This window comes from Pseudomonas sp. Pseusp18 (genome assembly GCF_059506005.1).
This window is the reverse complement of sequence record NZ_CP169240.1, coordinates 5,963,537-5,975,681: the sequence shown is the minus strand read 5'-3', so window position 1 is coordinate 5,975,681 and position 12,145 is coordinate 5,963,537. Positions and strand designations below refer to the sequence as shown.

The window sequence follows — 12,145 nt, the reverse complement described above, 5'->3', positions numbered from 1 at the left end:
TCATCTGTGGCGAAGGAGCTTGCTCCCGCTCGACCGCGAAGCGATCGTAAATTCAGCCCATCGGTTCTGTCTGGAAAAACTCGATGCGTGGATTTGGGGCTGCTTCGCAACCCAGCGGGAGCAAGCTCCCTCGCCACATAAACCGGTACCGCTTGCAATCAGCCCGGAGGCCAGTGCATCTGGCGTTGACCCAGAACGTGCATATGTATGTGATAAACGGTCTGCCCGCCCAATTCATTGCAGTTCATGACCACCCGGAAACCTTCTTCACAGCCCAGTTCCAGAGCCAGACGCTGCGCGGTGAACAGAATATGCCCGGCCAGAGCCTTATCGTCCTCGGTGAGGTCGTTAAGGGTGCGTACCGGTTTCTTCGGGACCACCAGGAAATGCACGGGGGCCTGTGGCGCGATGTCGTGGAAGGCCAGTACCTGGTCGTCCTCGTAAATGATCTTCGCCGGGATTTCCCGGTTGATGATCTTGGTGAACAGAGTATCCACAGCTGTTTTCTCCGTTGTTTGGCTGGCTTGAGTGTACGCATGGGCCCTGCCTGAGCCCAGTTTTTTACCTTGAAGGCTGGTCAGCGCGGGCAGTACGCCTTATTGACCATGCCCGCGATTGTCCGGGTCAGCCAGCGCGAGCCGAGCCGTGGCAGGAAGGCGAACCAGCGATTCAGGCGACCGGGGATGATAATGGCGCGATTTTTCTCCAGGGCGCGCACGGTATAGAGCGCGACTTCCTCTGGGCTCATCAGCAGTTTGCTCTCGCCCAGCTTATCGGTGTTCAGTTGCGCGGTGCGGAAAAACGCCGTGCGGGTCGGACCGGGGCAGAGCACTGACACCTTGACCGCGCATTTTTTCAGTTCGACGCGCAAGCCTTCGGAAAAATTCAGCACATAAGCCTTGCTGGCGTAATAAGTGCTCATCCAGGGGCCGGGATGGAACGCCGCAACCGAGGCAACGTTCAGAATCTGCCCGCCGCCCTGCAAGGCCATGCTGTTACCGATGGCATGACACAAGCGAGTGAGGGCCAGGATGTTCACTTCGATCAGATCCTGCTCGGTCATCCAGTCCTGGGCCAGGAATGGTCCACAGGTACCGATGCCGGCGCAGTTGACCAGCAGATCGATTTGCCGCTCACCTTCCTCCAGCTCCAGTAGAAAACCGGACAGGCGCAACGGTTCTCCCAGGTCACAGGCACGAAACAACACTTCCACGCCGAAACGTTGAGTCAGTTCAATCGCAATACTTTCCAGCTGATCACGCTGTCGGGCCACCAGTAACAGGCTGCGGCCGCGCCGGGCCAGCGCTTCGGCCATCGCCAGGCCGATGCCGCTGGAAGCGCCAGTGATCAGAGCGTAACGGGTCATGCAGTTCTCCATCGCAACAGCTCCGCGCCAGCGACGCAGGTGTCACGGGCGGGGAGCGCTGTTCATTCTTTTGCAGAGTCTACAGGGGGCTGGGCCGCTTCGGCTGCATCGTCGGTTGAATCTGCTGCCGAGTCGACTTCGACAGGCGCAGCTTCGACTTCATCGGTGGTCACAGAGCTACTTTGATAGGCGCTATCAGTGGCGCTTTCATACTCATCCTGAATTGCCGTGAGACCTCCGGTCAGCCCGCCAACGAACATGATCGCAATAAACACCAGCCACAATGAAGCCAGTACCCTGACTGCGTTGCTGTTGGGCGGCGGCGGTGCGCCATATCGATTGGCAGTGTTGTTACCCGGCACGATCATTATCACGAACGGGAAAGCGCCCCCCACGAACGGCACAAGGTTCAACAGCCAGAGCCAGCCAGACCAGCCGATATCGTGCAGGCGCTGCACACTGAACTGAATGCTGATGAACGCGAGTATCACGATCAGAATAACGGCCAGCAGACCCGCGACAATCAGGCCGGCAGTCGAGTTGGTGCTGATGAGGCCGAAGCCGAAAATGGCCAGCACCGAGCCAATGCCCAACGTCACCAGCGTCAGAGCCATTGTCCAGGCCAGAAAGCGCAGTCGGCCGATGCGGCCACTGAAACTGAATGCCTTGAGTGTGGCGAACTCCGGCAGCGCTTCGCCGACGGTGGCGCGCGGTGGAGCGTAGGGGGACTCAGGCTCTGCCGATGGCGATGGGCTGGTGTGAACGTCGGACAGGTTCAGCTCGATCGAGGGTACGGCTTCAATTCGGGCATCGATGCCGGTTTTCGTCAGCGCCTGAAGATAAGTTTGCGCATCGGCATGTGACAGGTCGCGTTTGAGGGCAACCGTCCGGCCACTGAACAGGCGTTCAATAGCTGCGACATCGCTTTTGAACAGCTCGGCGAGATTGAGCTTGGCGGTGGTGGCATCAACACCGGGCAGCAAAGCACCATCGAAGACGATCTTGAAACGGTTTTCGCTCATGGCCGAGGCATCCTTGTCGCGAGAGTTGTAATGGAAAGTGTAACAAGAGGGAGTGTAAGGCTGGCCGGGTTGGGCTGGCCAAACTTTCCTGTCAGCGCGGCCAGCGTTTGGGCAGTGCTGCCGCCAGTTCCAGCGCCTTGCGGTATTCGGTGCCGAGACGTTCGACCAGTTGGTCGACACTCGGCAGATCCTCGATCTCCCCGACACCCTGGCCCGCAGACCACACGGTTTTCCAGGCTTTGGCTTCATCGTTTAACGGCTTGAGCTTGGAGCCGAAGTCCACCTCGCCCTTGCTTTGCAGCGCCGCCATGTCGAAACCGGCGGCCTCCAGGCTCTGACGCATGAAGCTTGCCGGAACCCCGGACACCGCTGGAGTATGGACGATGTCCGCGGCTCTGGCAGTCAGGAGCATCTCCTTGTAGGCGTCAGGCGCATGACTTTCGGTGGTGCCGATAAATCGCGTACCGAAGTAGGCCAGATCCGCACCGAGCAATTGCGCGGCAAGAATCTCGTGGCCATGGTTCAGGCAGCCAGCCAGCAACAGGGTCTTGTCGAAAAACTGGCGAATCTCGGCGATCAGTGAGAACGGGCTCCAGGTCCCGGCGTGACCACCGGCCCCCGCGGCAACGGCAATCAAACCGTCGACACCGGCTTCGGCGGCTTTTTCTGCGTGGCGACGGGTCGTCACGTCGTGAAACACCAGGCCACCGTAGCTGTGCACGGCATCGACCACTTCCTTCACGGCGCCGAGGCTGGTGATCACGATCGGTACTTTGTGTTCGATGCAGATCGCCAGATCCGCCTGCAATCGCGGATTGCTGTGGTGGACGATCAGGTTCACCGCGTAAGGCGCGGGGTTTTCCAGTGTCGCCAGCCCTGCTTCGATTTCCTCCAGCCAGGCCTTGAAACCGCTGCTCTCACGCTGGTTCAGCGCAGGGAAACTGCCCACCACGCCATTACGGCAGCAGGCGAGCACCAGCTCAGGGTTGGAAATCAGGAACATCGGCGCCGCCACCACGGGCAGACGCAAGCGTTGTTCGAGCAAAGCGGGCAGCGACATTGGAAGTACCCCGGGTGAGTGTGCCTGTCGGATTTAAAACGGCCGGACGACGACCAGAATTACGATAGCCAGCAATATCAGAACCGGCACTTCATTGAACCAGCGATAAAAGACATGGCTGCGGGTGTTTTCGCCACGGGCAAAACGTTTTACCTGTGCGCCGCACATGTGGTGGTAGCCGATCAGGATCACCACCAGGGTCAGCTTGGCGTGCATCCACGCGCCCTGGCCGAAATAGGCGCTCGGGTTGAGGCTGATCAGCCAGATACCGAACACCAGGGTGGCGATCATCGCTGGCCCCATGATCCCCCGGTACAGCTTGCGCTCCATGATGCTGAAGCGTTCCTTGCTGACGGTGTCTTCGCTTTGCGCGTGATAGACGAACAGGCGCGGCAGGTAAAACAGGCCGGCAAACCAGCAGACCATGCTGATGATGTGAAGCGCTTTGAGCCACAGATAAAGCATTTTTGGTTATTCCCAGGTTCACGGTAGTGAAGATAGTAGGGGGTAGAGCGCCCGCACGTCACCTTGACGGTTGTCGCAGGGCCGCGCGGCCCCTATTATCGACGGCTTTCCAGTGGGTTCGTTGAGGGCAGGTTTATGGTCAAGGTCGGTATCGTCGGCGGCACGGGTTACACCGGTGTCGAACTGCTGCGTCTGTTGGCACAGCATCCGCAGGCAGAAGTGGTGGTGATCACTTCCCGATCCGAGGCCGGCCTGGCCGTGGCCGACATGTACCCGAACCTGCGAGGCCATTACGACGGCCTGGCGTTCAGCGTTCCGGACATCAAGACCCTCGGGGCTTGCGATGTAGTGTTCTTCGCCACGCCGCACGGTGTCGCCCATGCCCTGGCGGGTGAGTTGCTGGCTGCCGGAACCAAGGTTATCGACCTGTCGGCAGACTTCCGTTTGCAAGACGCCGATGAATGGGCCAAGTGGTACGGCCAGCCGCACGGTGCGCCGGAACTGCTGGATGAGGCGGTCTACGGCTTGCCGGAAGTCAATCGCGAGCAGATCAAGCAGGCACGCCTGATTGCTGTACCGGGTTGCTACCCGACCGCGACGCAATTGGGTTTCCTGCCATTGCTCGAAGCCGGTCTGGCCGATACCACACGCTTGATTGCGGACTGCAAATCCGGTGTCAGTGGTGCCGGTCGTGGCGCTTCCGTAGGTTCGCTGTACTCCGAGACGTCGGAAAGCATGAAGGCCTACGCCGTAAAAGGTCACCGTCACTTGCCGGAAATCCGTCAGGGGCTGCGCCGTGCAGCGGGCAAGGACGTTGGCCTGACCTTCGTTCCGCACCTGACGCCGATGATTCGCGGTATTCACTCGACGCTCTACGCGACTGTCGTGGACCGCTCGGTGGATCTGCAGGCGCTGTTCGAAAAGCGTTATGCCAACGAACCGTTCGTCGACGTAATGCCAGCCGGCAGCCATCCGGAAACCCGCAGCGTGCGTGGTGCCAACGTTTGCCGTATCGCCGTGCATCGTCCGCAGGATGGTGATCTGGTGGTGGTGTTGTCGGTCATCGACAATCTGGTCAAAGGCGCGTCGGGTCAGGCTGTGCAGAACCTGAATATCCTCTTCGGTCTGGATGAGCGCCTGGGCCTTTCCCATGCGGGCATGCTGCCGTAAGGCTTTATCCGCAATGCAAAAAGGCCCGTTGAACGGGCCTTTTTGCATTCTGGTCTGACAATTGGGTTGATTGATATACCGTAACAATAGTTGACCGATTTTCTGGGAGAAGCGGATAATGCGCGTCATCACGCATTATGGCGGCGTAACGCCGGGAGATAGTCAGCATGAGCGTCGAATCCTTCACCCCCACGGCTTTGCAATTCACCCACGGTGCTGCGCACAAGGTGAAGAGCCTGGTCGATGAAGAGGGGAATGATCGCTTGAAGCTGCGCGTATTCGTTACGGGCGGCGGTTGTTCAGGGTTTCAGTACGGCTTCACCTTCGATGAAGAAGTGGCCGATGACGACACCATTGTCGAGCGCGAAGGCGTCAGCCTGGTGGTCGATCCGATGAGCTTCCAGTACCTGGCAGGTGCCGAGGTGGATTACCAGGAAGGTCTGGAAGGTTCGCGTTTCGTGATCAAAAACCCGAATGCCACCACCACGTGTGGCTGCGGCTCTTCGTTCTCGATCTGATCGCAACTCACCGCATCAACAAGCGCCGCAGGGTCTCAGGACTCTGCGGCGTTTTGCTGTCTGGGGTTAAGGTTCAGGCGGGGTAGATGGCGCCGAGAATGCGCAGGCCACGCGCGCCGGTGACGCTTGGGCGGTTGGTCGCGATACCTTCCAGGCAGCAATGAGCCAGCCAGGCAAAGGCCATGGCTTCAACCCAGTCCGGGTCTACACCATAAGCGGCAGTGCTGCTGACTTTCGCGTTCGGCAACAGGTTGGCCAACCGTTTCATCAATGTGGCGTTGTGTGCGCCACCGCCGCAGACCAGCAGCTCCCGGGTATCCGATTGAGCGCTTTGCAATGACTCGACGATGGTCAGGGCGGTCAGCTCAAGCAGTGTGGCCTGTACGTTTTCGGCTGCGAAGGTTGGCAGCTGTGACAGATGCTGCATCAGCCATGGCAGATTGAACACTTCGCGGCCAGTGCTCTTCGGGCCTTGAGTGACAAAGAACGGATCACTGAGCAGCTCATTCAACAGAGCCGGTTCAACCTTGCCGCTGGCGGCCCACTGGCCATCGCGATCGAAGTTGTCGCCGCGTTGCCGGTGAATCCAGGCATCCAGCAGGACGTTCCCCGGGCCGCAGTCAAAACCCGCGACAGGCTTGCCGGGTTCGATCAGGCTGAGGTTACTGAACCCACCGACGTTCAGCACCGCGCGGTTACCGGGCTGCTGTTCAAACAAGGCTTCGTGAAAGGCTGGAACCAATGGGGCGCCTTGTCCGCCAGCGGCTACGTCGCGGCTTCGGAAATCGCTGACCACGGTGATGCCGGTCAGCTCGGTGAGCAGCGCAGGGTTGCCGATCTGCACCGTGAACCCGCGTGCCGGTTCGTGGCGAATGGTCTGGCCGTGGCTGCCAATCGCGCGAATGTCGTCGGGCTTGAGGTTTTGTTGGTCGAGGAGGGTGTGAATGCCCTGTGCGGCCAGTTTCACCCAGTTTTGCTGGGCAATGGCGGAGCGGGCAATCTCGTCCGGACCGCTGGCGCACAAGCCAAGCAGCTCGGCGCGCAGGGATTCGGGCATGGGGATGTAATGCGTGGCGATCAGCTTGATCGCCGGGGCTTGCTCGATCAGCGCAATGTCCAGGCCATCAAGGCTGGTCCCGGACATCACACCTATATAGAGCGCCATGGCTTAGCGTTTGCTCGAAGCCAGCAGGGTGGCTTTCTCTTGGTCCATACGCGCCATCAGCGGTTGGCTTTGCGCAAGGAAGCGTGAGCGTTCAGCTTTGGAGATCGGATCGGCCATCGCTACCTTCTGACCCAGTGGATCGACGTGCACACCATTGACCTGGAACTCGTAGTGCAGGTGCGGGCCGGTGGAGAGGCCGGTGGTGCCGATGTAGCCGATCACCTGACCTTGCTTGACGCTGCCGCCAGTCTTGATGCCTTTGGCGAAGCCCTGCATGTGGCCGTACAGCGTACGGTAAGTACTGCCGTGTTGGATAATCACGGTATTGCCGTAACCGCCACGGCGACCGGCCAACAATACCTGGCCGTCGCCGGCAGCCTTGATCGGTGTGCCGCGCGGTGCTGCGTAATCGACACCCTTGTGGGCGCGGATCTTGTTCAGGATCGGGTGCTTGCGGCCCATGGAGAATTTCGAGCTGATGCGGGCGAAGTCTACCGGAGTCCGGATGAACGCCTTGCGCATACTGTTGCCGTCAGCCGTGTAGTAGCTGCTGTTGCCTTGTTTGTTGGTGTAGCGCACAGCGGTGTAAGTCTTGCCACGGTTGGTGAAGCGTGCGGAAAGAATCGGACCGTTACCGACCGCTTTACCGTTGACGACTTTCTGTTCATAGATCACATCGAACTCGTCACCCTGGCGAATATCCTGGGCGAAGTCGACGTCATAGCCAAACACGCTGGCCATATCCATGGTCAGGCTATGGGACAAACCGGCACGGGCTGCGGATTGCGACAGCGAACTGTTGATCACGCCATGTACGTAGGCGGTGCGAACAGTGGGCTTGGCGGTAATGCGGTTGAATGTATAACCCTTATCGTTCTTGGTCAGGCTGATGCTTTCCGTGTCGCTGACTTTGCTGTGCAAATTGGTCAGTTGGCCGTTCGGGCCGAGTTCGAACTCGAGCTTCTGGCCATGTTTGAGCTGGCTGAACTGCTTGGCCTGCTTGTCGCTGGCCAGCACTTCATGCACCGAAGTGGCCGGAAGGCCGACTTTCTCAAACAATGTCGAGAGAGTGTCGCCTTTGGCAACGATCACTTCCCTGTGGCCTGGCGCCTTCTTTTCTTCGACGACTGGCGCGGGGGCGGCCTGGGCGGCTTCCTGAGTATTTTCGGCGCTGTTTTCGATCTGCGCGAAAGGGGAGGCTGCCGGCTCATTTGTGGCTTGGACGACGTCGGCGGCGTCTTGATCTTGTGTCAGTTGTTCTACAGGGCTTTCCAGTTCAAGACTCAGGGTCGTCTTTTTGGCTTCAACATCACTGGAAGGAAATACCAGAAGCGCCAGGCTCAGAAGGGCGGCGATACCGCTTGCTGCGAGCAGGTGGGTCTTCGGGTAAAGCGGTGGCGCTTTAGACGATTCTTTGGTCATAAGTAATTTTGACTTTGAAAAAATGAATTGGAAAAGATGAATGACATGATGAAGACGAAATAACTGTATAAAATATAACCAAATCATCTCTGAAGCAAGCCTGCGGACGCTCTGTCCGTGGATTGGCGTCCGTGCGCCGGGCAAAACTTGTATTTGACGCCCGATCTTGTATGGTTGGTCCCCTTTGAATTCGAGTCTTGCAGGTCTGTTATGAAGTCGGTTGAAGAGCAGCTAGCGCTGATCAAGCGTGGTGCAGAAGAACTGTTGGTCGAGTCCGAGCTGATCGAAAAGCTCAAGCGTGGCCAGCCGCTACGTATTAAGGCAGGCTTCGATCCGACCGCGCCGGATTTGCACCTGGGTCACACCGTGCTCATTAATAAGCTGCGCCAGTTCCAGGATCTGGGGCATCAGGTGATCTTCCTTATCGGTGACTTCACCGGGATGATCGGTGATCCGAGTGGCAAGAGCGCGACACGTCCACCGCTCACTCGTGAACAGGTTCTCGAGAATGCCGAGACCTACAAGACTCAGGTCTTCAAGATTCTTGATCCGGCCAAAACCGAAGTGGCGTTCAACTCCACCTGGATGGATCAGATGGGGCCGGCTGACTTCATTCGCCTGACTTCGCAATACACTGTGGCACGCATGCTCGAGCGCGACGACTTCGACAAGCGCTACACGACCAATCAGCCAATCGCCATTCACGAATTCCTCTATCCGCTGGTTCAGGGTTACGACTCGGTCGCTTTGCGCGCGGATGTCGAGCTGGGCGGTACCGATCAGAAGTTCAACCTGCTGATGGGGCGTGAGCTGCAGCGTAGTTATGGTCAAGAGGCTCAATGCATTCTGACCATGCCGTTGCTCGAAGGGCTGGATGGCGTGAAGAAGATGTCCAAGTCGTTGGGCAACTATGTCGGTATCCAGGAGGCGCCGGGTGTCATGTACGGCAAGCTGGTCTCTATTCCTGATGTGCTGATGTGGCGCTACTTCGAACTGCTCAGCTTCCGCTCCATGGAAGAGATCGATGCTTTGCGGGCTGACGTCGAGGCGGGTGCGAATCCGCGTGACATCAAGATCAAGTTGGCCGAAGAGATCGTTGCGCGTTTCCATGGTGAGGAGGCTGCGGCCAATGCTCACCGTGCAGCAGGCAACCGTATGAAAGATGGCGAGCTGCCGGATGATTTGCCAGAGATCGAATTGACCGCTGCCGAAGATATGCCGATCGCCGCTGTTCTTAATAAGGCGGGTCTGGTGAAGAACTCTGCCGTGGCGCGTGACCTTCTGGGTTCCGGTGGTGTGCGTATAGATGGTGAAGTTGTCGATCGCACCTTTATATACGCACTGGGCGCGACCCACGTTTGCCAGGCCGGGAAGAAGGCATTTGCGCGTATTACGCTCAAATCCGAATAAAGCTGAAATCAGGGGTTGACGGCAGATCCTGGGCGTCTATAATTCGCCCCACTTCCGGCGCAGTCGAAACGGAAAACTCCTTGGTAAACAATGAGTTACGCGGTTTTCGACAGCGGTTACGCTTCAGTTCATCGAAGCCAGAAGGAGTTGGTAGGGCAGGGTGTTGTCGCCTTATTGACGGTTCGATCTTCTCGGTCGAAAGCGGAGAAAAAGAGGTGTTGACAGCAGCGACTAACGCTGTAGAATTCGCCTCCCGCTAACGAGAGATCGGAAGCGCAAGTGGTTGAAGTTGCAAGGGAAACTTTGAAAACTTCTGAAAATAACCGCTTGACAGTAACAGAGGCTGCTGTAGAATGCGCGCCTCGGTTGAGACGAAAGATCTTAACCAACCGCTCTTTAACAACTGAATCAAGCAATTCGTGTGGGTGCTTGTGGAGTCAGACTGATAGTCAACAAGATTATCAGCATCACAAGTTACTCCGCGAGAAATCAAAGATGTAACCAACGATTGCTGAGCCAAGTTTAGGGTTTCTTAAAAACCCAAAGATGTTTGAACTGAAGAGTTTGATCATGGCTCAGATTGAACGCTGGCGGCAGGCCTAACACATGCAAGTCGAGCGGCAGCACGGGTACTTGTACCTGGTGGCGAGCGGCGGACGGGTGAGTAATGCCTAGGAATCTGCCTGGTAGTGGGGGATAACGTTCGGAAACGAACGCTAATACCGCATACGTCCTACGGGAGAAAGCAGGGGACCTTCGGGCCTTGCGCTATCAGATGAGCCTAGGTCGGATTAGCTAGTTGGTGAGGTAATGGCTCACCAAGGCGACGATCCGTAACTGGTCTGAGAGGATGATCAGTCACACTGGAACTGAGACACGGTCCAGACTCCTACGGGAGGCAGCAGTGGGGAATATTGGACAATGGGCGAAAGCCTGATCCAGCCATGCCGCGTGTGTGAAGAAGGTCTTCGGATTGTAAAGCACTTTAAGTTGGGAGGAAGGGCAGTTACCTAATACGTAATTGTTTTGACGTTACCGACAGAATAAGCACCGGCTAACTCTGTGCCAGCAGCCGCGGTAATACAGAGGGTGCAAGCGTTAATCGGAATTACTGGGCGTAAAGCGCGCGTAGGTGGTTCGTTAAGTTGGATGTGAAATCCCCGGGCTCAACCTGGGAACTGCATTCAAAACTGTCGAGCTAGAGTATGGTAGAGGGTGGTGGAATTTCCTGTGTAGCGGTGAAATGCGTAGATATAGGAAGGAACACCAGTGGCGAAGGCGACCACCTGGACTGATACTGACACTGAGGTGCGAAAGCGTGGGGAGCAAACAGGATTAGATACCCTGGTAGTCCACGCCGTAAACGATGTCAACTAGCCGTTGGGAGCCTTGAGCTCTTAGTGGCGCAGCTAACGCATTAAGTTGACCGCCTGGGGAGTACGGCCGCAAGGTTAAAACTCAAATGAATTGACGGGGGCCCGCACAAGCGGTGGAGCATGTGGTTTAATTCGAAGCAACGCGAAGAACCTTACCAGGCCTTGACATCCAATGAACTTTCCAGAGATGGATTGGTGCCTTCGGGAACATTGAGACAGGTGCTGCATGGCTGTCGTCAGCTCGTGTCGTGAGATGTTGGGTTAAGTCCCGTAACGAGCGCAACCCTTGTCCTTAGTTACCAGCACGTAATGGTGGGCACTCTAAGGAGACTGCCGGTGACAAACCGGAGGAAGGTGGGGATGACGTCAAGTCATCATGGCCCTTACGGCCTGGGCTACACACGTGCTACAATGGTCGGTACAGAGGGTTGCCAAGCCGCGAGGTGGAGCTAATCCCACAAAACCGATCGTAGTCCGGATCGCAGTCTGCAACTCGACTGCGTGAAGTCGGAATCGCTAGTAATCGCGAATCAGAATGTCGCGGTGAATACGTTCCCGGGCCTTGTACACACCGCCCGTCACACCATGGGAGTGGGTTGCACCAGAAGTAGCTAGTCTAACCTTCGGGGGGACGGTTACCACGGTGTGATTCATGACTGGGGTGAAGTCGTAACAAGGTAGCCGTAGGGGAACCTGCGGCTGGATCACCTCCTTAATCGACGACATCAGCTGCTCCATAAGTTCCCACACGAATTGCTTGATTCATTGAAGAAGACGATACGAAGCAGCCCGAAATTGGGTCTGTAGCTCAGTTGGTTAGAGCGCACCCCTGATAAGGGTGAGGTCGGCAGTTCGAATCTGCCCAGACCCACCAATTTTGTGTGGGAATACCTGTAGAAATACGGGGCCATAGCTCAGCTGGGAGAGCGCCTGCCTTGCACGCAGGAGGTCAACGGTTCGATCCCGTTTGGCTCCACCACTACTGCTTCTGTTGTTGAAAGCTTAGAAATGAGCATTCCATCGTGATGATGGTGAATGTTGATTTCTAGTCTTTGGCTAGATCGTTCTTTAAAAATTTGGGTATGTGATAGAAAGATAGACTGAACGTTACTTTCACTGGTAACGGATCAGGCTAAGGTAAAATTTGTGAGTTGCTCTTAATTGAGCAAGT

10 protein-coding genes, 2 tRNA genes and 1 rRNA gene are annotated in these 12,145 nt (G+C 57.0%); 6 read left to right on the top strand and 7 right to left on the bottom strand.

From position 1 onward, the window contains the following. Positions 1–158: 158 nt before the first annotated feature. From ACEN9A_RS27005 to hemJ, 5 genes are all read right to left on the bottom strand, one after another. The gene (locus ACEN9A_RS27005) at positions 159–497 is read right to left on the bottom strand and encodes a histidine triad nucleotide-binding protein (protein ID WP_007906873.1); all 339 of its coding nucleotides are present in this window, start codon (positions 495–497) and stop codon (positions 159–161) included. An 80-nt stretch (positions 498–577) separates the two neighbouring features. Continuing rightward, complete coding sequence (locus ACEN9A_RS27000) at positions 578–1,366, bottom strand: SDR family NAD(P)-dependent oxidoreductase (RefSeq protein WP_018928876.1); 789 nt, start codon at positions 1,364–1,366, stop codon at positions 578–580. 62 nt (positions 1,367–1,428) lie between these two features. After that, entirely contained in the window at positions 1,429–2,388 is a 960-nt protein-coding gene (locus tag ACEN9A_RS26995) for a DUF805 domain-containing protein (RefSeq protein WP_258671299.1), read from the bottom strand. Between the two features lie 91 nt (positions 2,389–2,479). Then, positions 2,480–3,448: an NAD(P)H-dependent flavin oxidoreductase gene (locus tag ACEN9A_RS26990; protein ID WP_019650353.1), complete on the bottom strand. Its 969-nt coding sequence runs from the start codon at positions 3,446–3,448 to the stop codon at positions 2,480–2,482. A gap of 33 nt (positions 3,449–3,481) precedes the next feature. Further along, the gene (hemJ, locus tag ACEN9A_RS26985; protein WP_018928879.1) at positions 3,482–3,913 is read right to left on the bottom strand and encodes a protoporphyrinogen oxidase HemJ; all 432 of its coding nucleotides are present in this window, start codon (positions 3,911–3,913) and stop codon (positions 3,482–3,484) included. A 135-nt stretch (positions 3,914–4,048) separates the two neighbouring features. On the opposite strand from hemJ, the gene argC reads away from it, so the two are divergent. Then, positions 4,049–5,083, top strand: coding sequence for an N-acetyl-gamma-glutamyl-phosphate reductase (gene argC / locus ACEN9A_RS26980; RefSeq protein ID WP_019580754.1), 1,035 nt, complete (start codon positions 4,049–4,051; stop codon positions 5,081–5,083). A 167-nt stretch (positions 5,084–5,250) separates the two neighbouring features. Further along, a complete protein-coding gene (erpA, locus tag ACEN9A_RS26975) occupies positions 5,251–5,601 on the top strand; it encodes an iron-sulfur cluster insertion protein ErpA (RefSeq protein WP_007906865.1) in 351 nt (116 codons plus the stop codon). A 73-nt stretch (positions 5,602–5,674) separates the two neighbouring features. On the opposite strand, the gene ACEN9A_RS26970 is transcribed toward erpA, so the two are convergent. Both ACEN9A_RS26970 and ACEN9A_RS26965 read right to left on the bottom strand, forming a co-directional pair. After that, the gene (locus tag ACEN9A_RS26970) at positions 5,675–6,766 is read right to left on the bottom strand and encodes an anhydro-N-acetylmuramic acid kinase (RefSeq protein ID WP_026345948.1); all 1,092 of its coding nucleotides are present in this window, start codon (positions 6,764–6,766) and stop codon (positions 5,675–5,677) included. 3 nt (positions 6,767–6,769) lie between these two features. Continuing rightward, positions 6,770–8,188 (bottom strand): peptidoglycan DD-metalloendopeptidase family protein, encoded by a 1,419-nt coding sequence (locus ACEN9A_RS26965; RefSeq protein WP_019650356.1) that lies wholly within the window; start codon positions 8,186–8,188, stop codon positions 6,770–6,772. 210 nt (positions 8,189–8,398) lie between these two features. Between ACEN9A_RS26965 and tyrS the strand changes: the two genes are divergently transcribed. From tyrS to ACEN9A_RS26945, 4 genes are all read left to right on the top strand, one after another. After that, positions 8,399–9,598 (top strand): tyrosine--tRNA ligase, encoded by a 1,200-nt coding sequence (tyrS, locus tag ACEN9A_RS26960; protein WP_007941670.1) that lies wholly within the window; start codon positions 8,399–8,401, stop codon positions 9,596–9,598. Positions 9,599–10,150: 552 nt separating this feature from the next. Beyond that, positions 10,151–11,689, top strand: a 16S ribosomal RNA gene (locus ACEN9A_RS26955). 82 nt (positions 11,690–11,771) lie between these two features. Next, positions 11,772–11,848, top strand: a tRNA-Ile gene (locus ACEN9A_RS26950). Positions 11,849–11,877: 29 nt separating this feature from the next. Next, positions 11,878–11,953 (top strand) — tRNA-Ala (locus tag ACEN9A_RS26945). The last annotated feature ends 192 nt before the right edge of the window (positions 11,954–12,145 follow it).

Excerpts from the sequence above, each read along its gene's own strand:
- ACEN9A_RS26970 (WP_026345948.1), bottom strand. The coding sequence starts at position 6,766 with ATGGCGCTCTATATAGGTGTGATGTCCGGGACCAGCCTTGATGGCCTG.
- ACEN9A_RS27000 (WP_018928876.1), bottom strand. The coding sequence starts at position 1,366 with ATGACCCGTTACGCTCTGATCACTGGCGCTTCCAGCGGCATCGGCCTG.
- erpA (WP_007906865.1), top strand. The coding sequence starts at position 5,251 with ATGAGCGTCGAATCCTTCACCCCCACGGCTTTGCAATTCACCCACGGT.
- ACEN9A_RS26990 (WP_019650353.1), bottom strand. The coding sequence starts at position 3,448 with ATGTCGCTGCCCGCTTTGCTCGAACAACGCTTGCGTCTGCCCGTGGTG.
- ACEN9A_RS26995 (WP_258671299.1), bottom strand. The coding sequence starts at position 2,388 with ATGAGCGAAAACCGTTTCAAGATCGTCTTCGATGGTGCTTTGCTGCCC.
- argC (WP_019580754.1), top strand. The coding sequence starts at position 4,049 with ATGGTCAAGGTCGGTATCGTCGGCGGCACGGGTTACACCGGTGTCGAA.
- tyrS (WP_007941670.1), top strand. The coding sequence starts at position 8,399 with ATGAAGTCGGTTGAAGAGCAGCTAGCGCTGATCAAGCGTGGTGCAGAA.
- hemJ (WP_018928879.1), bottom strand. The coding sequence starts at position 3,913 with ATGCTTTATCTGTGGCTCAAAGCGCTTCACATCATCAGCATGGTCTGC.
- ACEN9A_RS26965 (WP_019650356.1), bottom strand. The coding sequence starts at position 8,188 with ATGACCAAAGAATCGTCTAAAGCGCCACCGCTTTACCCGAAGACCCAC.